Source organism: Acinetobacter lanii, assembly GCF_011578285.1.
Lineage (GTDB): Bacteria > Pseudomonadota > Gammaproteobacteria > Pseudomonadales > Moraxellaceae > Acinetobacter > Acinetobacter lanii.
Window position 1 is genome coordinate 207,211 of sequence record NZ_CP049916.1, and the last position, 19,253, is coordinate 226,463.

General features: G+C 41.0%; 15 protein-coding genes and 2 tRNA genes. 9 read left to right on the forward strand and 8 right to left on the reverse strand.

Features of this window, described 5'->3' with window-relative positions; translation table 11 throughout:
• Positions 1-128: 128 nt before the first annotated feature.
• The gene (locus G8D99_RS00950; protein ID WP_166321785.1) at positions 129-1,838 is read left to right on the forward strand and encodes a GGDEF domain-containing protein; all 1,710 of its coding nucleotides are present in this window, start codon (positions 129-131) and stop codon (positions 1,836-1,838) included.
• 60 nt (positions 1,839-1,898) lie between these two features.
• Here G8D99_RS00950 and G8D99_RS00955 read toward each other — a convergent pair whose 3' ends face one another.
• Both G8D99_RS00955 and uvrA read right to left on the reverse strand, forming a co-directional pair.
• Positions 1,899-2,717, reverse strand: coding sequence for a toxin-antitoxin system YwqK family antitoxin (locus G8D99_RS00955; RefSeq protein WP_166321787.1), 819 nt, complete (start codon positions 2,715-2,717; stop codon positions 1,899-1,901).
• 315 nt (positions 2,718-3,032) lie between these two features.
• Positions 3,033-5,864 carry an excinuclease ABC subunit UvrA gene (gene uvrA / locus G8D99_RS00960; RefSeq protein WP_166321789.1) on the reverse strand — a complete coding sequence of 944 codons (2,832 nt, stop codon included), beginning with the start codon at positions 5,862-5,864 and terminating at the stop codon, positions 3,033-3,035.
• Between the two features lie 520 nt (positions 5,865-6,384).
• On the opposite strand from uvrA, the gene G8D99_RS00965 reads away from it, so the two are divergent.
• Complete coding sequence (locus tag G8D99_RS00965; protein WP_166321791.1) at positions 6,385-6,726, forward strand: GlpM family protein; 342 nt, start codon at positions 6,385-6,387, stop codon at positions 6,724-6,726.
• Between the two features lie 366 nt (positions 6,727-7,092).
• Here G8D99_RS00965 and tenA read toward each other — a convergent pair whose 3' ends face one another.
• Positions 7,093-7,767 carry a thiaminase II gene (gene tenA / locus G8D99_RS00970; RefSeq protein ID WP_166321793.1) on the reverse strand — a complete coding sequence of 225 codons (675 nt, stop codon included), beginning with the start codon at positions 7,765-7,767 and terminating at the stop codon, positions 7,093-7,095.
• Between the two features lie 234 nt (positions 7,768-8,001).
• Here tenA and G8D99_RS00975 point away from each other — a divergent pair, with 234 nt between their 5' ends.
• The 4 genes from G8D99_RS00975 to ahpC all read left to right on the forward strand — a co-directional run bounded on the left by G8D99_RS00975 (position 8,002) and on the right by ahpC (position 12,153).
• Positions 8,002-9,081 carry a DUF475 domain-containing protein gene (locus tag G8D99_RS00975; RefSeq protein WP_166321795.1) on the forward strand — a complete coding sequence of 360 codons (1,080 nt, stop codon included), beginning with the start codon at positions 8,002-8,004 and terminating at the stop codon, positions 9,079-9,081.
• A gap of 220 nt (positions 9,082-9,301) precedes the next feature.
• Positions 9,302-10,666, forward strand: coding sequence for an MFS transporter (locus G8D99_RS00980; RefSeq protein WP_166321797.1), 1,365 nt, complete (start codon positions 9,302-9,304; stop codon positions 10,664-10,666).
• 52 nt (positions 10,667-10,718) lie between these two features.
• Positions 10,719-11,297 carry a single-stranded DNA-binding protein gene (ssb, locus tag G8D99_RS00985; protein ID WP_166321799.1) on the forward strand — a complete coding sequence of 193 codons (579 nt, stop codon included), beginning with the start codon at positions 10,719-10,721 and terminating at the stop codon, positions 11,295-11,297.
• Positions 11,298-11,589: 292 nt separating this feature from the next.
• The gene (gene ahpC, locus G8D99_RS00990) at positions 11,590-12,153 is read left to right on the forward strand and encodes an alkyl hydroperoxide reductase subunit C (RefSeq protein WP_166321801.1); all 564 of its coding nucleotides are present in this window, start codon (positions 11,590-11,592) and stop codon (positions 12,151-12,153) included.
• A 175-nt stretch (positions 12,154-12,328) separates the two neighbouring features.
• Here the strand turns inward: ahpC and G8D99_RS00995 are convergent, their stop codons facing one another.
• A complete protein-coding gene (locus G8D99_RS00995) occupies positions 12,329-13,252 on the reverse strand; it encodes a LysR substrate-binding domain-containing protein (RefSeq protein WP_166327426.1) in 924 nt (307 codons plus the stop codon).
• 153 nt (positions 13,253-13,405) lie between these two features.
• Positions 13,406-14,035 carry an isochorismate family cysteine hydrolase YcaC gene (gene ycaC / locus G8D99_RS01000; protein WP_166321803.1) on the reverse strand — a complete coding sequence of 210 codons (630 nt, stop codon included), beginning with the start codon at positions 14,033-14,035 and terminating at the stop codon, positions 13,406-13,408.
• 314 nt (positions 14,036-14,349) lie between these two features.
• Between ycaC and G8D99_RS01005 the strand changes: the two genes are divergently transcribed.
• The 3 genes from G8D99_RS01005 to G8D99_RS01015 all read left to right on the forward strand — a co-directional run bounded on the left by G8D99_RS01005 (position 14,350) and on the right by G8D99_RS01015 (position 18,024).
• Positions 14,350-15,219, forward strand: coding sequence for a pirin family protein (locus tag G8D99_RS01005; protein ID WP_166321805.1), 870 nt, complete (start codon positions 14,350-14,352; stop codon positions 15,217-15,219).
• Positions 15,220-15,860: 641 nt separating this feature from the next.
• Positions 15,861-17,159 carry an FAD-dependent oxidoreductase gene (locus tag G8D99_RS01010; protein WP_196782894.1) on the forward strand — a complete coding sequence of 433 codons (1,299 nt, stop codon included), beginning with the start codon at positions 15,861-15,863 and terminating at the stop codon, positions 17,157-17,159.
• 19 nt (positions 17,160-17,178) lie between these two features.
• Positions 17,179-18,024, forward strand: a complete 846-nt coding sequence (locus G8D99_RS01015) for an SAM-dependent methyltransferase (RefSeq protein ID WP_166321809.1) — start codon at positions 17,179-17,181, stop codon at positions 18,022-18,024.
• Positions 18,025-18,096: 72 nt separating this feature from the next.
• Here the strand turns inward: G8D99_RS01015 and G8D99_RS01020 are convergent.
• The 3 genes from G8D99_RS01020 to G8D99_RS01030 all read right to left on the reverse strand — a co-directional run bounded on the left by G8D99_RS01020 (position 18,097) and on the right by G8D99_RS01030 (position 19,195).
• Positions 18,097-18,172, reverse strand: a tRNA-Thr gene (locus G8D99_RS01020).
• A 247-nt stretch (positions 18,173-18,419) separates the two neighbouring features.
• Positions 18,420-18,596: a hypothetical protein gene (locus G8D99_RS01025; RefSeq protein WP_166321811.1), complete on the reverse strand. Its 177-nt coding sequence runs from the start codon at positions 18,594-18,596 to the stop codon at positions 18,420-18,422.
• Positions 18,597-19,104: 508 nt separating this feature from the next.
• Positions 19,105-19,195, reverse strand: a tRNA-Ser gene (locus G8D99_RS01030).
• Positions 19,196-19,253: the final 58 nt, after the last annotated feature.

Consider the following 19,253-nt stretch of genomic DNA (forward strand, 5'->3'; position numbering starts at 1 on the left):
AAATTGTTTTTTAAAGTCACGTGATTTTCATGGTTTATTTTGCGACACTTTATAGATGATTTTGATCGAATTTTGAATCGAATAAGAATGGCTAAAGCACCATTCGACGGTACGGGGAGTAGGGGACCATGTTGAAATTGCACTCTGAGCATATTGGAAAACGCTTATTGATTTCAATGTTGGTGATCGTGCTGTCACTGTTGTGTATTTCTATTCCTTTGATTATTGGGGCATATCGAGATTACCAACAATCTAAACACACATTGGTTGAACTCAAGGCACTGACCACAGTTGCAGATCTTGCCAATCAGATTTCAAGAGAGCGTGGTCCATCTAATATGGCGATGTCGAGCACGGCTGAAGACTTAAATAAAAACCTTGAAGATTTAAAACAATATCGAAAAGGCGTGGATGAACAGATTGAACTCACCTTTGCAACTTTACAGAATGCTGGTTTTAAACAATTGGCCAAAGAGTTGAAATTTGAGATTCAAAATAAATTAACCTTGGCACGTCAACATGTCGATAAGTATATAGAAACACCTTTTCAACAACGTCAATCATCTCAACTCGATACTACGATTGTCAGCATGTTTGGTGCTTGGGACAGTTGTCATGAATTGCTGAAAAATGTGGTGATGCAATCGCAGAGCAAGGATGGGGGCATCTCGGATTACTATACTTTGGTGATGATTCTGGCAGAACTTCGTGATCAGGCAGGTCGTGTGGCATCTAATGTCATGGCAAGTGTGACCTTTCATGAACCGATTCCGAATGAAAATATCGCGCGTGCATTGCAGACACAAAAACAAGTGCGTTACTTATGGGACTTGGTGAATACCATGCAACATGAGCAAAATAAAACGCCTGAATTTAATCATTTATATGTCAATGTTAAACGTCAATTCATCGATTTAGGTTTGCCAATCGTCACCCAGCTCATCGAACAAAGTCATGCGGGCGAAGCCTACTTTCTCAAAGGCACACAGCTGACCGCAGAAATTTCTCCAAAATTTACCACAGTGATTGATCTACAAAAGTACCTGTTGGAATACAGTGTTGAAGCGGCAGAACGTGAACAAAGCGCTGCACAGCGTAAGTTTTTGAGTAATTTATTGATTGCATTGGTGTCGCTGATGGCTGCGTTATTCACCATGATTTACGCACAGCGCAAAGTATTTTATCCGCTGATTCAAGCGCGTGACACCATTGTTGAGTTGTCTTATGCACATTCCAGCGCAGGCAGTGATGTGGTCGAGCATAAATTGCGTCAAGTGCATTCGCTATATGATGCTTTACGAAAACTGCAGGACATGTTGAAACAGCGTGATGCATTTGAATTTGAACTGAAAAGTATTGCCAATACCGACCGGCTGACGGGTGTCTCCAACCGTTTGGCCTTGGATGAGTATTTAAAACTGACAGAAAAATTGCCGAATCATTTTGAGAATATTTGTTTGATCATTATCGATATTGATAATTTTAAACAGGTGAATGATACCCATGGTCATATTTTTGGTGACAATGTGATTGTGGCAGTGGCAGATTGTTTAAAAGAGAATGTGCGTCACTCTGATCTGATCATTCGTTTTGGCGGTGATGAATTTTTAGTGGTCATGCAAAATATTGAATTTGACAAGGCTGTGGCAAGTGCAGAAAAAATCCGAACGGCTGTGGCGAGTTTGGATTTGATTGATCCTGAAAACCAAGAAAAATTAAATATTTCGGTGAGTATAGGCGTTGCAGTGGGGGCGAGAACATGGATGGATTTGTTGGAAAAAGCCGATAAATCGCTGTTTAAATCGAAAGAGGGCGGTAAAAATTTGGTTTCGGTTTAGCATCGCACAATAAGAAATCAGGTGCATTGTGTTTGAAGACGCACCTGATTCAATCTAGATTTATTGTTCATCAGCAAAAGACTGGATACAGCTTTTCTCAGTTTTCAACACACCCGATGTATTCCAACACTGTGCCGCTTTAATGTTGCCGTGACTATAAGCAAGCTCAGCTTCTGGTTTTCCGCTTTCATACCATGATTTATAAACGCCTTCACGTACGCCATTTTTATATTGACCTTGGCGTTCAAGCTTGCCATTTCTGTACCATTGCTTAAGTTCACCGACCATGCGTCCGTTGTCAAAACGTACATACGTCCAAGGGTCACCTGATTCGTACCAACGCTGACGCATACCGACAGGAATGTCTTGTTTGTATTTACTCGACATGGCGATTTGTCCATTGGGATGCCAAATTTTGTAATCGCCGTCATTCATGCCGTTAATAATTTGGCTTTCTTGCTGTTTTAAGCCATTCGCAAACCAAAATTGCAGTTTTCCTTCATATTGACCATCTTGATATTCGATGCGACTGTGCGTTTTTCCATTGGGATAAAATGATTCAAAAACACCTGTGCCTTGGATATTATCTGGGAATTGAACAAGATTTTCACATTCACCTGATTTGATTTTGGTTTTGCTTAAAAAGACGGATGTGAGAGGATTACCATTTTGAAAGGTGTATTGGTTTTCATACAATCCTTTGCTGATCGATTTACTGACAGCGTTGCATTGCGGTTTTTCTTTCCACGGGCTTTGAGCAGGATCTTCTTCTGAAACGAAGACCACCATATTTTCATTTATATAGCCTTCAGCGTGGGTTTGTACCGCGGGGGCTAAGCATGCAAAAGTAAGTGTTAAAAATAGTGACTTATTTATCATTTATATTTCTCTAGTTTGTTGTATTTCATGGTTTACTTTTATTTTATTGTAGTAGAATCAATATGTTTTTCAACTTTTAAAATAAAAAATAACAAAAAAATTAGTGTCTTTTTCATTTTTAAATTTGACTAAATATTGAAATTTTTGAAGGGACTCTACAGATGCTCAGTACAGAAAGCTCAAGTAGCTCAGTCATTAGAATCGATAGGGTAAATAAAATAAAGCGGTGAAAGAATCACCGCTTTTATGCTTAAAAGATCAAGACCCGAGTGTTAAGCTTTGCTAAGTAGAACTTTACAAACTCAGCAGAAAAAATTATTTCAACATCGGCTTTAAGAACTTCGCTGTATGTGAAACTTTAGATTTAGCAACTTCTTCAGGTGTACCTTCAGCGATAATCATCCCGCCACCTGCACCGCCTTCAGGACCCAAGTCAATAATCCAATCGGCAGTCTTGATCACATCCAAATTATGCTCAATCACCACAATGGTATTTCCTTTGTTGCGAAGCTGGTGCAGGATGTCGAGCAACTTCGCAATATCATGGAAATGCAAACCTGTGGTGGGTTCATCGAGTACATACAAGGTTTTACCTGTATCACGCTTCGCCAATTCACGTGCCAATTTCACCCGTTGTGCTTCACCACCAGAAAGCGTTGTTGCAGATTGACCTAAACGAATATAGCCCAAACCGACTTGATGTAAGGTTTCCAAACGACGGTGAATCACAGGAATCGCATCAAAGAAATGCATCGCATCTTCAACGGTCATTTCCAACACATCTGAAATATTACGTCCTTTATAACCGACTTCTAAAGTCTCACGGTTATAGCGTTTACCATGACAGGAATCGCAAGGCACATACATATCCGGTAAGAAATGCATTGCGACTTTAATCATGCCGTCACCCTCACAGGCTTCACAGCGACCGCCTTTCACGTTAAACGAGAAACGACCCGCGGCATAACCACGAGCTTTGGCTTCAGGCGTTTGCGCAAACAACTCACGAATTGGGGTAAATAATCCTGTATAGGTTGCAGGATTCGAACGTGGTGTACGTCCAATCGGACTTTGGTCAATATCGACGACTTTATCGAGGAACTGCAAGCCATCAATCGAGTCAAATTTCTCAGCGGTTAATGTGGTTGCACCATTGAGCTGTGTGGCAGCAAGTGGTAACAAGGTGCGGTTTATCAATGTTGATTTACCTGAACCTGAAACACCGGTCACACAGGTCATCACACCCAATGGAATGGTTAAATCCACATTTTTAAGGTTATGACCGGCTGCACCCATCAACTTGATCTGTTCTTCAGGTTTAGGTGGCTCTACCCGTTGTTTCGGTACTTCAATTTTCAGTTTGCCTGATAAATACTGACCCGTCAGTGAGTCAGGATTCGCTAAGATCTCATCATAAGTACCTTCGGCAATCACATGACCGCCATGCACGCCGGCACCCGGACCAATATCAATAATATGATCGGCGGCACGAATCGCATCTTCATCATGCTCAACCACAAGTACGGTATTACCTAAGTCACGTAAGCGAACCAAAGTTTCAAGCAAACGGTCATTGTCACGTTGATGCAAACCAATCGAAGGTTCATCGAGCACATACATTACGCCCATCAAACCTGCACCGATTTGTGATGCCAAACGAATACGCTGCGCTTCACCACCCGATAAGGTTTCTGCTGAACGAGACAGACTTAAATAATTCAAACCAACGGATACAAGGAAATGCAGACGTTCACGAATTTCTTTAAAGATTTTATCGGCAATTTCACCACGTGCGCCTTCAAGATTTAAACCTTGATAATACGTTTCCGCATCACCAATCGACATCTTAGTGATTTGCGCAATGGTTTTATCCAAAATTTTCACATTGCGTGAGATTTCATTCAGACGAGAACCACCACAAGCATCACAGGCTGCATTGGATAAGTACTGTGCTAAATCTTCACGTACATAGTTGGATTCGGTTTCACGATAGCGACGCTCAAGATGTGGCAAAATCCCTTCAAAGGCTTGGACACGGGTGTGTTTGCGACCACGTTCATCGATATAACTCAGGTCAATTTTTTCTTTACCTGTACCGTAAAGGAATTTTTTCTGAGTATCAGCATCGAGTTCATTCCACGGTGTATCCAGTGAAAAACCGAAATGCGCCGCGACTTTTTGAATCATGCCGTAATAATACGGACGTTGACGATCCCAACCACGAATTGCACCTTGGCTGATAGAGACATCAGGGCTAGGAATCAATTTGTCCGCACTAAAATGGCTACGTGTCCCTAAACCATCACAGACTGGGCAGGCACCAAATGGATTGTTGAATGAGAACAGGCGAGGTTCAAGTTCAGCCACCGCACGGTCACATTCAGGGCAAGAGTGCTTAGCTGAAAAGACACGATCGTCTTGCTCGCCATTCATCCACGATAAAATCGCAATGTCACTGCCTAAACGTAGTGCAGTTTCAAAAGATTCTGCAATACGGTTACCTAAGTCATCACGGACTTTAAAACGATCGACCACCACTTCAATGGTGTGTTTTTTCTTTTTATCTAGTTCAGGGGGAACATCAATATCGACCACTTCACCATCAACACGGGCGCGTACAAAACCTTGACTTTGTAGTTGTTCAAACAAATTGGTGTATTCACCTTTACGCTCACGTACCACAGGGGCAAGCAACATCAAGGCAGTGCCTTCTTCTAAACCTTTGACTGCATCGACCATTTCAGTGACGGTTTGTGCCACCATCGGCAAGTCATGTTCAGGGCAGTAAGGTGTCCCCACACGGGCATACAACAGACGTAAATAGTCATAAATTTCGGTAATGGTACCGACGGTCGAACGGGGGTTGTGACTGGTTGACTTTTGTTCAATCGCAATCGCTGGACTTAAACCTTCAATTGAATCGACTTCTGGTTTTTCCATTTGCGATAAGAACTGACGGGCATAGGCAGACAAGGATTCAACATAGCGTCGTTGACCTTCGGCATATAAAGTATCGAAAGCTAAGGATGATTTACCTGAGCCTGAGAGTCCCGTAATCACCACGAATTTGTCACGTGGAATATCGAGTGACACATTTTTTAAGTTATGGGTTCGTGCGCCTCGAATACGGATATGACTTTGACTCATAAAAACATCTCGATGTTAAGCAATTTGAAGGTTATATATGATAGCGGTTTAATTTTGTTCAAGTGTGCATAGCGCAAAATAAAACGACAATATCTGTCGGATAGTTTAAAGCATTGAAAATCTTCAAGTGATGACAAAGTGCTTGGCTTTGAGAAAATTGCAGTAAATTGTTAAAAATTTCAATTTTTTGCAGAATAATGCATCACTATTCGATTATTATGCCACTGAGATCATACTTTTTATGGAAGTAGATTTTAGGTATGATTCGATGTGGCGGTGATTCAGTTAAGATTGAGTTTGAATAAAATCATCAAATTAAGTTTGAGTAGCATGAAATGAAGGATGTTCGCTGTGAAGCGCATATTAAAATAGAGCTATGAGGTTGATGGATTGAAAACACTTGAAATAGGCTGTTATCTTTAGGATTTCGATCATCAAGACTATATAATCATGCTTCATGCTGATGATTCAGCACAAACAAAGTAACGAACGTTTTTGCGTTTTTGGGGATGAGTAAGGAATGCTGTCTTTAATTTATAAATGCCTGTTGGGGGCAGCAGTGGTGTTTATTATCGCGATTTTGTCGAAAAGTCGTGCCTTCTATGTTGCGGGGTTAGTACCGCTCTTTCCAACTTTTGCTTTGATTGCGCATGTGATTGTATCGCAAGAGCAGGGCGCTGAAGCCTTACGTAAAACGGCGTTATTTGGCTTGTGGTCGTTAATCCCTTATTTTATTTATTTGGTCACGGTGTATGCCTTTGCCACCAAAATGTCGATGGTCTCTTGCCTCAGTGCCGCAACTGTATTTTGGATGTTTTCAGCAGGCTGTTTAATTTACGGTTGGCAGTATTTTAATCAATAATTTCAGTCATCATTGCTTGAAGTTAATACAACCTAGATTAGATATAGCGAATTGTGAATTCGTTGTTGAAGCCTTTCAATCAATCCCCTTCGAAGGTGAGTATGAAAAGAATAGCTCGTCGGCGTCTTTTCAATAAAGAGGCTTATTGTCGGAGCTCATATGCTACTTTTGTAACGGCAAAAGTAGCCAAAACCTTTTGTCATTCGCTGAACTCGTTCAGGTGCTGGCACATCTCAAAATCATCGCAAAAACATTCATGATTGAATTGAGGGACACTCGAACAGCAGCGAATGACTTTTCCGCGTATCCAGTGATCTGCAAAAGCAAACGATTCAAAAAATTGGATGATCATCATCAAGATCCAAGTCACTTCTCATCTAAGCCCAACCATTTTTCTTGGCGATAAGCACTGTCCCAAAACAACCACTCCAACTCTGCCCCACGGGTATAAGCCTGATGCATTTTTTCAATGGTATCCGCATCACAACGCTCAGCCACACGATCAATCGTTTCAATCACTTTCTTGACCACGGCGTTAAATTCATCCCCCGCATAAGTATCGATCCACGCTTGATAGGGATTATTCGGTACTGAATTACGCACAATGTCATTGCCAACTTCGGCATAAATCCAATAACACGGCAACAGTGATGCCAATACAACAGGATAGCTTTCTGACCACGCTGTTGCGGTGAGAAAAGACGTATAGTGATGACAAGCCAAGCTCAGTGGGGTGTTTTGGAATTCATCTTTGGAAATGTCAAAATTCTGCATAAAATCATCATGCAAACTGCGCTCGACCACAATCGCAATTTTGGCAGAGTCGGCAAATTGAATGACATCTTCGGCTTCAAAAGCCTTTGCTGCACAGACCGCAAGCGCACGACCATAAGCCAACAGATAATGGGCATCCTGAATCACATAATGACAAAAGGTGTCTTTGCTGAGCGTGCCTTTCGCCAAGGCTTGGTTAAAAGGATGAGCAAGGGTTTTTTGATAAAGCGCTAAATTACGTTGCCAAACATCCTGTGAAAATGACATTTTCAATTCCTATATGCGTCAATAAAAAATGGAACAGTGTAGCGATGCTATGCAGTGCTTATACTACAAGATATGATGCGATTGAATCTTGAGGGCTTTTGTTCAAAAAAAGCATACGAAGAATTTTGGAATGTGCTGTAAAAGTCGTCATAATTGTGCCTAGAAATTCTTAAGCTTCATTTTTAAGTTTTATATTTTTTTCAATATTAATAATTGTCCATAGGTCGATTTATCATGATGAAACACTTTGGTTTCTCAATCGTATTTTCGATCGTGTGTCTTGCCATTTCTGCATATTGGGGTTTTACCCACGGTCCAGATGCGGGTATTAAGACCATGATCACGGCACTGACCATTACTGCGATTTTAGCAGTGATGGAGGTGTCCCTTTCTTTTGATAATGCAGTGGTAAACGCTTCGGTACTGCGTGGTTGGGATCATTTTTGGAAAATGATTTTCTTAACCGTCGGAATCTTGGTGGCTGTGTTTGGTATGCGTTTGATTTTCCCGATTGTGATTGTGGCTGTGACCGCAGACATGGGCATGATGGACGTGATCAATATGGCACTCAATGATCCAAAAAATTACTCAGAACGACTGATTGCCCATCATGCAGAAATTGCAGCCTTTGGTGGCTCATTCCTGTTGTTGGTGTTCTTAAACTTCTTCTTAGACGAAGGCAAGGATACGCATTGGTTCCGTTGGTTAGAACGCCGTCTGGCTAATCTTGCCAATGTGCCTGCAATGTCGGTGTTTATCGCGCTGATTGCTTTATTGATCATGGCAGCCAATGTTGCTGAAGACACCCGTTTAGCGGTGACCATGGCCGGAATTTGGGGCATCGTGGTGTATATCGGGGTGCAAGTGCTGAGTCATATGCTTGGCGGTGAGCCAGAAGTGGATGAAGAGGGTAATGCAATTGGACATGACGCAAGCGGTGCGCCAACAGGTGCAATCAAAGCGGGTCTAGGTGGCTTTATCTACCTTGAAGTGCTTGATGCATCCTTTAGTTTTGACGGTGTGATTGGTGCATTTGCGATTACTTCAGATGTAGTGATCATTATGCTCGGTCTAGCGATTGGTGCGATGTTCGTGCGTTCAATGACCATTTACTTGGTCGACAAAGGTACATTGGATGCTTATATCTACCTTGAGCATGGTGCACATTATGCGATTGGCGCATTGGCATTGATTATGTTGGCCAGCGGTACAGGGGTACATGTGCCTGAAATCGTGACTGGACTAATTGGTGTGGCCTTTATTGTTTGGGCGGTGATTGCATCGATTCAATACAACAAACGTCAGCCTGCTTAACAGCCTGTTTCAACTTCCAGATTGAATCCTTATAAGAGGATACTTTGATGTTGCTCTCGGCTAAGGTTCAGATGTGAATGTCCAAAAAGCGTAACTTCGGTTACGCTTTTTTCTATTCTGAAAAAAACTTGATCTTTATTTCTCATCAAAATAGCCTGCTCATAACCCGATTGAATGTCCTATAATCCCCACTCAAGATTAATGAGTTATTAGCTATCTTATGATGAATGCCCTCGAACGTCGCTCAACCTTTGCATTAAGCAGCATTTTCGCACTGCGCATGTTGGGACTGTTCATGATTGTGCCTGTATTTTCAGTAGCGGGGCAGTCATATCAGTATGCGACACCAGCCTTAATTGGTCTTGCCGTGGGTGTTTATGGTTTGACGCAGGCGATCCTTCAAATTCCATTTAGCTTAATTGCAGACCGTTTTAGTCGTAAACCGCTGATCATTTTAGGTTTGTTGTTGTTTGCTCTTGGTGGTGCTGTGGCTGCAATGTCTGAGACCATTTATGGCGTGATTATTGGTCGAGCCATTGCTGGCGGTGGGGCGGTGTCGGCTGTAGTGATGGCGCTTTTGGCCGATGTGACGCGTGAAGAAAACCGCACCAAAGCCATGGCCACTATGGGCATGAGTATTGGCGTATCGTTTATGGTGGCATTCAGCTTAGGTCCTTGGCTCACCACATTGGTCGGGATTTCAGGGTTATTCTGGGTCACCACGATTATGGGCTTACTCGCGATTTTGATGCTGTTTATGGTGCCATCGACCACGCGTCATCATAAGAACTTCCAACAAGGCTATTTCAATCAGCTCAAGCAAGTCTTGAAAATGCAAGACTTGAACCGTTTGCATGTGTCCGTGTTTGCACTGCATTTATTGCTGACCGCGATGTTTATTTATGTGCCGTCACAGTTGATTGAGTTTGCAGATATTCCGCTGTCAAAACACGGTTTGATCTACTTGCCACTTTTGGTGGTCAGTTTATTCTTCGCATTCCCGAGCATCATCTTGGCGGAAAAATATCGCAAAATGCGTGGTATTTTCCTGACGGCGATTGGCGGTATTATTGCCGGCTTGGCGGTGATGATTTTTGGCTTTGAATCCAAATACATTTTACTGCTCGGCTTAGGGCTATTCTTTATTGCCTTTAACGTGATGGAAGCGTTATTGCCTTCATGGCTCTCTAAAGCTGCACCGATTCAATCCAAAGCAACGGCGATGGGTGTCAATGCATCAGGACAATTTTTGGGTGCATTTTGTGGTGGGATTTTGGGTGGTCAACTGAATATGCTCGGCAATACCACACTCGGTTGGAGCATTCTCACCGGCATCGCATTGATTTGGTTATTGATCAGTTTTGGACTGTCACAACCACGTTATTTATCCTCTCTAGTATTCAGTTTGCCGGAAGCAAAACAAACGGATGAATGGACTTCTCAACTCCTCGCAATTCGTGGTATTGAAGAGGTCGTGGTGATGCCCGAACAGCAAGTGGCTTACGTTAAGGTCGATAAACAGCAAATAGATGAGGCTGCGCGACACGATTTAACGCGCTTGTTGGGTAAAGAGGTAGCCATTTAAGCATAACTCTTATAAAGTAAAACATAGAATCGACATAGGAAGATAACAGCAAATGCGCGGCGTAAACAAAGTAATCTTAGTTGGTACATTGGGTAAAGACCCAGAAACGAAAACGTTCCCAAATGGTGGTTCACTCACTCAGTTTTCGATCGCAACCAGCGAGTCGTGGACAGACAAAAACAGCGGTGAGCGTAAAGAGCAAACTGAATGGCATCGTATTGTATTGCACAACCGTTTAGGTGAAATTGCACAACAATATTTACGTAAAGGATCGAAAGTCTATATCGAAGGTTCATTACGTACCCGTCAATGGACAGATCAAAGCGGTCAAGAACGTTACACCACAGAAATCCGTGGTGAACAAATGCAGATGCTCGATTCAAACAATCGTCAGCAAAATGACAATCAAGGTGAAGGCGGATATCAGCAACCTCGTTTTAACAACAATCAAAATAGCCAAGGCGGGTATGGCAACCAAGCACCTGCGCAAGGTGGTTACGGTAATCAAGCTGCACCACAAGGTGGTTATGGCAATGTTAACCAAGGTTTCCAATCCCCTAAACCACAGCAGCAACCTGCTAAGCCAATGGCGACAGCACCTTCTGATCTAGATGATGACTTACCATTTTAGACTATACAATAACTAAATATTGTATTTAATATAAAGTAAGAACCTGCTTAAAACGGCAGATCATCATTAAAAGCCCATCATAAAGATGGGCTTTTTTTATCGATGATACATCGGGCATAAGCGCATCCGAAAGTGCTGAGCTTGCTCCGATAGACATTGCCAAGTCAATAGAAATATTAGATCTAAAAATTCGATAAATATTATAAAAACTTACTGTTTTACCGATCTAAATCCTTATCGTATTCTTATTTCACAAACAGGCAATCCTCCCAAACGAGATAAGGAAAACGAGATGAGTTTAATCAATACTGAAATCAAACCATTCAATGTAACAGCGTATCAAGATGGTCAATTTATTGAAATTTCTGAAAAAGAATTTAAAGGTAAATGGTCAGTGGTCTTCTTCTATCCTGCCGATTTTACTTTTGTATGTCCAACTGAATTAGGCGATTTAGCGGATCATTATGCTGAATTCCAAAAAATGGGTGTAGAAATTTATTCAGTGTCAACGGATACTCACTTCACCCACAAGGCGTGGCATGATTCTTCTGATGAAATCAAAAAAATCCAATACCCAATGGTGGGCGATCCAACATGGACTTTGGCAAAAAACTTTGAAGTGCTGATTGAAGCTGAAGGTCTTGCAGACCGTGGTACTTTCGTAATTGACCCTGACGGTAAAATCCAAATCGTAGAAATTAATGCCGGTGGTATCGGTCGTGATGCGCAAGAACTGCTTCGTAAAGTGAAAGCCGCACAATATGTGCATGCTCACCCGGGTGAAGTTTGCCCAGCAAAATGGAAAGAAGGCGATGCAACGCTTGCACCTTCAATCGATTTGATTGGTAAAATCTAATCTCATTTTTAATAAGTGGGCTGTTTATTTTTACAATAGCCTTTGCTGCAGAAATCCAGAACTTCGGTTCTGGATTTTATATTTCAGCGCTCAAACTTATTCGACTGTAGAATGACTCAGTTAAAGTTCGAATTTAAAGTCATCAAGTCAAAGCTACAAGGGTAAAAATAAAAAGCTAAACCACATAACCCGCTTCATGTTGTGAATAGCTGCGAATCCCCTCAACCAAATGCTCAATCAATTGTTCCATGACTAAGCGTTGTCCCTTACGCGAGGCATACACCAATTGCACTGTGCCAAGATTCGAGCACCATTCAGGTAAGATATGAATCAAACGACCCGATGCAATGTCTTCTTTCACGGTTAAATAGGGCAGGTCTGCAATACCTAAGCCATCTAAAACTGCAAAATATGCCCCTGAGAGATCATTGCTTTTGACTCTGGGCTGCAATGGAATTTCGATTTGTTCTTGATGCGCTAAATGATGCAATAACCATTGATAATGTGGCTTCTGCGTGCCTAAAACAATACTCGGGTATTCATATAATTCTGTGATATGTTGAATGACACGACCTTGTAGAAGCTCAGGACTTGCCACCAAGCAATGCGTGGTTTTAATAATATCTCTGACAATAATGCTCGAGTCTTCATTGGCGGAAAAATTGGTGCGAATCGCTAAATCTATATCATCATGAAGCACATCGACACGGCGACTGGTGAGTTCCATTTCAACATTCACTTTGGGATGACGTTTTAGAAAATCATTTAGCAAAGGGCGAATCTGATGTTCCATCATCACCGGGGGACAGCTGAGTTTAATTAGCCCTTGCATGTCGACTTTTTGGCGGGTCAATACATTCTGTGCCTGTTCCACCTGTTCAATAATTTTTTGACATTCTTCATAGAACTCTTGTCCCAAGGGAGTAACTTTAAAATGACGCGTGGAGCGTTGAATCAGGGTGACATTAAACTGGGCTTCTAAGTCTAAAATTCGACGACTGAGTTTTGATTTGGTGATATTGCTGGCTTCACTGGCCGCACTAAAGCCACCGTGTTTCACCACCAAATAGAAATAGTAAAAGTCATCGAAAGAATGCACATGCACAGTCCAAAGCAAGCGAGTGATCAGTTTCACTATATCATTTTTAGGAAAGTATGCAGTTCAATACGGATGAATGAAACAAAAAAAGCGATCCGAAGATCGCTTAAAAGTATGGCTGTTTAGGATAATCTAACACCCTGACCAATCGTCTTATTTCTTCTCCGCTGTATTTTGAACATAGCTGTTGATGAGATTGCTATAGTCTGGAATATGCTGACCAAACAAGGTACCTAAGCCTTCGATATCATTGCGCCAATCGCGGTGCAGTTCACATGATGCGCCAAACCAAGTCATCAGTTGCGCACCTGCATTCGACATACGATCCCAAGCAGAATCACGGGTTAAGGCATTAAAAGTGCCGGATGCATCGGTAATCACAAACACCTCAAAGTCTTCTGCTAATGCAGATAGAGTGGGGAATGCCACACAGACTTCAGTCACTACACCTGCAATAATGAGTTGCTTTTTCCCTGTGGCTTTCACGGCTTGAACAAAATCTTCATTGTCCCAAGCATTGATTTGCCCAGGACGTGCAATATAGGGAGCATCAGGGAACATATTTTTTAGTTCAGGCACCAACGGACCATTCGGACCTTGTTCAAAACTGGTGGTTAAAATCGTCGGTAAATTAAAATATTTGGCCGCAGCTGCCAGTGCCAAGACATTGTTTTTAAATTTATCTGGATCGATATCACGAACCAATGACAGTAAACCGGTTTGATGGTCCACCAATAAAACCGCAGCATTGTCTTTATCTAAACGTATATAGGGCTTGCCCATTGTTATCTTCCTTTTATCTATTCATCTGTATGAAATTTCGATGTTGCAAGATCAAAAAACCTCGCAACTGAGTTTCATGCTAAAGACAAGCGCATCGATGCAGAAGAGGCTGAATTGGGAAAAATAATCATAAAAATAAGACAATCACTGAAATGCTGAACAGCATAGATGAGAGTTGAAGGCATTAGCATAGCGCATGAGGTTATTAAGAATTATCCTATTTATGTGACGCAGTATGCTGGCGCAGCACTCGAATGGCATCAGAGTAATGGCTATGATGAATGCATATTCAATCCTAGCCATAGGAGTTAAAAATGAAAAAAATTGTCGGTGTCTATCGTAATCAACAGATGCATTGGGTGGGTGACGGCTTTCCGGTGAAAAACCTGTTTTCTTATGATCGTTTGGGTCAAGCGATCAGTCCGTTTTTATTGTTGGACTATGCTGCACCCTATCATTTCGACCCGACTACCGCACAACATGGCGTGGGCTCACATCCGCATCGTGGTTTTGAAACCGTGACTATTGCCTATCAAGGTGAGGTAACGCATAAAGACTCTGCTGGCGGTGGCGGTACGATTAAAACTGGTGATGTGCAATGGATGACAGCAGCCTCCGGTGTGGTGCATGAAGAATTTCATTCGCCTGAGTTTGCGCAAAGCGGTGGTTTATTTGAAATGGTGCAATTGTGGGTGAATTTGCCTGCAAAAGACAAAATGACAGCACCACGTTATCAAGCGATTGAGTCACAAGATATTCCTGTGATTGAGTTTGAAGATCAAGCAGGGCATCTGCGGGTGATTGCAGGTAGCCAAGGTGATGTACAGGGTGCTGCACAGACCTTTAGTCCAGTCAATGTTTGGGATGGTGTACTCAAAGTTGGACATAGCGAATTTATCCATGTGCCTGTAGATCACAATACATTGCTGGTGGTGCTTGAAGGCGAGATGTTGTTGAATGGCACTCAAAAAGTTCAAGACAGTTCGATTGTGATGTTCGCCAAAGATGGTGAAACTGCAATTCAACTTGAAGCGACCCAAGAGGCTAAGTTTTTGGTACTCACTGGAAAACCGTTGAATGAACCGATTCAAGGGCATGGGCCTTTTGTGATGAACAGTAAAGAGGAAATCATCCAAGCGTTCCATGATTTCAATCAGGGGAAATTTGGTCAAATTTCAGTTTAAACTCGTGCTATAGCATTCAACCGATCGAAACAGGTGCTCGAAATACAAAAAAGGCAAATTTAGATTTGCCTTTTTTGTGGCTTAAACTCATTGGAGAATATATTTTTTGAGCATTAAAAGTTCAATAATCAGTGAGAGGTGAATTGAATAGATTTGAAAAATGGTAGAAAAAATCAAATCAGTGATGATCTATCTCTTTTAACCGTGAGCAGATTGATCAATCCATTGAATATTTAAAAAGCTAAAAAAATTAAGGGCCTCTATCCCACACAACAGAGGCCCTTTAACGCTGTAATTTCTATTTATTTTTTTGCTCTGTCACTATGTTTTTATAAGTTTAATGTGACTTGGTTCTCGTTTTGTGTGCGTATAATAATTCAAAAATATCTACTTGTAAACTATAAATTTTATTATTTGGTGAAAATATCCTACTTGTTTTTAAAGGTTTTTTTGTTTTTTTAAAAAAACTAATAGTTTTAGTAGCTTAGAAAACCACCTAAATAGGTAAAGTTTAAATAGATATTTTTATTTGACTTATCTTTGAGCGATAAAAAGAGCAAATCTGGAACTTTTTAATACCGTATTTGTTCGCATCTTCGAGCATAATAAAAAAATATCGTTAACATTTACGGATAATAATTTTGAAGATCGCAGTGATTGGAAGTGGCATGGCTGGGTTGGCTACTGCAAGAATGCTTAAAGATGCAGGACATCAGATCACGATTTTTGAGGCACTCCCAGGCCGTGGAATGGACAGTTATAGTTTGGCCTATGAAGGTGGCAATATCGATTCGCCATTACGGGTGATGAATCCAATGCTGTGGAAAAATACCCTCAGTTTGGCAACCCACTTAGGTATTAAAACTTTTCCTGTACGCACCTATATGTCGTGTAGTTGGTTATTTGAAGATAAAATTGAAACTTGGTTGACCACTTCACGCACGCCCATTGGTAATTTCCCGATTATTAACAACCGTAAAGGCATTAAACAATATGGCTGGCGTATCGTAAAAGGTATGCTACAGCTAAAAACAGCCTTAAAGCAGTTTTTTAAATCGGACAATCAAGACATCACTTTGGATGAGTTTGTTCGTATCAATCAAATCGAAGAAGTGTTTTGGAATGGCGTAGTAATGCCTGTTCTCTTCACGATTTGTACCTGTGATGCGAAAACCATTGGCGAATGGCCTGCGAAACCATTGTTGGTGTTCTTACGCCAATTGACGGATGGCGATGCATTATTGCGGATTCAAGGGGGAACCCCAGCCTTGGTCGATAAACTGAGCGAAGGGGTTGAGATTCGGAGTTCAACACCCATTCACAAAATTGAAGAACGTGGTGAGCAGGTTTATGTCGAAACCGCGCAAGGCGACTCGGCGTTATTTGATCGGGTGATTGTGGCGACCCCGACCACCAAAGTGCACAAATTCCTGCATCCTGAGCAGTTTGCCGATGACATTGCGTTGTTGAAGCAATTTAAATTTGTCGATGGTGAATTGGTGATTCATACCGATCCAATCGTGATGCCTGAACGCCGTAAAGATTGGTCTGTTTTAAGCTATATGATGGATCGTAAATTTACCAAACAGCATTTCACCGTCTGGCTGAATTCCATTGAACCGAGTTTGGTGGGTAAATCTGCCGTATTCCAAACTTGGAATCCGGTGATTGAGATTGACCCGAAGAAAATCATTTCAACGGTTAAACTCACTCGCGCTGTGGTTGATACCAATACCTTGTCTTTAAATACCGAATTGCAGAAACGTCATTTGGATCCCAACCGTAAAGTGTTTTACTGCGGTTCATGGTCATGTGATGGCTTACCGATTTTGGAATCTGCCGTGACTTCAGCCATGCATATTGCGGAAATTTTTAAAGCCCCATTGCCGTTTGTCGGTTTAAAACCAATTGTTGAGGTTGCTCCGCAATTGGGTTACTAAGCGATTAGGTCAATACAAGATGAAATGGTTTCAAGCATTGCTTCAGAACACACCGCAACATAAGTATGCAATTAATGCAGTGATGTTGGGAGATGCATCTGAATCTGCTTGGACCAATTTGGGTTATTGGCAAGTCCAAAATGATGCTTATCCACACGCCTGTGAAACATTGGCACAACAACTTGCCGATGCCATAGATTTAAATTCAAAAGATCGCGTGTTGGATTTGGGCTGTGGACAAGGGGCAAGTTTACACTTGTGGAAAAGTCATTATCAGGTGACACATATTGAGGCTGTGGATATACAGCCTGCCTGTGTGGATAAAATTATCCACAGCATGCCTTTTATACACAATGTAATGTGTGGATCATTTTTAAATTTAAATGGGTGCGATTTTGAGTTTAAATTTGATGCGGTGCTCTGCATCGATGCAGCCTACCACAGTGATTTAAATTCATTTTTAAACTCAGTCAAATCGGTTTTGAATTCAAAAGCACGCATTGGTTTTCATTATTTGGTCTTGACTGAAAAATACGCCACTTTGAATTCATTTGAAAAATTAAAGTTAAGCGCATTGTTAAAAAGTGCAGATATTCAGTTGAAGCATTTAAATTCATATGCGGAAACTGAAAATATCATCGGAAGTTTCGGCTTTGAAAAGATTCAAATTGAAAATCTATCTAGACCCGTGTTACAGGGATTTGCAGATTATATTCAGCAGTCAAGTCAGCAGCAGGCTCAAAAAAAACTGCAAGGGCAGTGGTCTTTAGATCGTTTTAAAATTGAAATGACTGCCAAGCTGTGTCAAAAACTGTATGCCGATGGCTTGGTGGATTATGTCCAGATTTGCGCAGTGAATGCGTAATAAAGCGTTTTGTAGGAAATACAAATCCCAGAAACAACAAAGCCTCACTAAAAAGCGAGGCTAAGTTTAAAATGGTGCCGGCACACGGATTCGAACTGTGGACCTACTGATTACAAGTCAGTTGCTCTACCAACTGAGCTATGCCGGCAACGTTGTGTGTGAATAATAGCGGATTCTTGCTAAAACACAAGCCAAAAAACGATCACTTAATTCACTTTATTATTTATTGTTATTATTGTCTGTTGTTAATGTTGCAAATTTATACATTTCAAAATGCACTTAATGATGAGTGATTAATCAGATCATTAAAGCATTGCTAGTGTTGCCTCTTGTTCTCAACGGTTTTTTAATCATGTTTTGATTAAAGTGTTTATAGCACTTTAGTTTAATTTTATTTATGCATTTTTAAGTTTTGCTTCTTTAGCATCAACTTGGGTGATGTTTAAATGTTTCACCTGTGAAGATTTTTCAATTGAATATTGACCCTCATATTTCACTTGAGTAGTTCCTGCAAATACACCAGATGTCGTCGTAAACAAAATAGCACAAATCAAAAAGCGTAATTTAGTCATGTTGAATACTCATAATGTGAACTTGTTGGCGTTATTTTTAGCAAAGTTGATTTTGGTTGTAAACAAAAAATAGACAAACAACTTAAAAAATATACAATTATTTTTCAAGTATTTGAAATTTATAAATAATATGATGGTTATTATTATTTAGTTTGATTTAATAGTTAAAATATATGAAGAGTAAAACTAAATAATATATCTCATGTTTAGTTATTCTGAGATTAAAATTTAGACAAAATCAATAATAGCTTGAGTTTCTTATGACAGCGTGCGCTTATTGATAAAAGTATAATGAAACTAAAACAATGTACAAACGCAGACTGAGGTGATCACCATTCAACAGGATGTTGTAATTATCCATTACTTTGTGCTGTTGAATATGTACCGTCATTTATACCGTCAACATTTCGAACCTATGCGCGATTTAAAGTATTTTTAGGCAACAAAAAAGGTTTAATTCATGCGAATTAAACCTTTCTGTACTGCTTGGCATGCAGTTTTTAAATTCTGGCGGTGAGAGAGGGATTCGAACCCTCGATACGCTATAAACGTATACACACTTTCCAGGCGTGCTCCTTCAGCCACTCGGACACCTCACCAAGGCGACGGATAATAACCAAAAAAAACCGCTCTGCCAAGCTGAAACAATTGATTTAA

Bases quoted from the DNA above. Each gene is read 5' to 3' on its own strand.
- G8D99_RS00950 (WP_166321785.1), top strand. From the start codon at position 129: ATGTTGAAATTGCACTCTGAGCATATTGGAAAACGCTTATTGATTTCA.
- G8D99_RS00955 (WP_166321787.1), bottom strand. From the start codon at position 2,717: ATGATAAATAAGTCACTATTTTTAACACTTACTTTTGCATGCTTAGCC.
- uvrA (WP_166321789.1), bottom strand. From the start codon at position 5,864: ATGAGTCAAAGTCATATCCGTATTCGAGGCGCACGAACCCATAACTTA.
- G8D99_RS00965 (WP_166321791.1), top strand. From the start codon at position 6,385: ATGCTGTCTTTAATTTATAAATGCCTGTTGGGGGCAGCAGTGGTGTTT.
- tenA (WP_166321793.1), bottom strand. From the start codon at position 7,767: ATGTCATTTTCACAGGATGTTTGGCAACGTAATTTAGCGCTTTATCAA.
- G8D99_RS00975 (WP_166321795.1), top strand. From the start codon at position 8,002: ATGATGAAACACTTTGGTTTCTCAATCGTATTTTCGATCGTGTGTCTT.
- G8D99_RS00980 (WP_166321797.1), top strand. From the start codon at position 9,302: ATGATGAATGCCCTCGAACGTCGCTCAACCTTTGCATTAAGCAGCATT.
- ssb (WP_166321799.1), top strand. From the start codon at position 10,719: ATGCGCGGCGTAAACAAAGTAATCTTAGTTGGTACATTGGGTAAAGAC.
- ahpC (WP_166321801.1), top strand. From the start codon at position 11,590: ATGAGTTTAATCAATACTGAAATCAAACCATTCAATGTAACAGCGTAT.
- ycaC (WP_166321803.1), bottom strand. From the start codon at position 14,035: ATGGGCAAGCCCTATATACGTTTAGATAAAGACAATGCTGCGGTTTTA.
- G8D99_RS01005 (WP_166321805.1), top strand. From the start codon at position 14,350: ATGAAAAAAATTGTCGGTGTCTATCGTAATCAACAGATGCATTGGGTG.
- G8D99_RS01015 (WP_166321809.1), top strand. From the start codon at position 17,179: ATGAAATGGTTTCAAGCATTGCTTCAGAACACACCGCAACATAAGTAT.
- G8D99_RS01025 (WP_166321811.1), bottom strand. From the start codon at position 18,596: ATGACTAAATTACGCTTTTTGATTTGTGCTATTTTGTTTACGACGACA.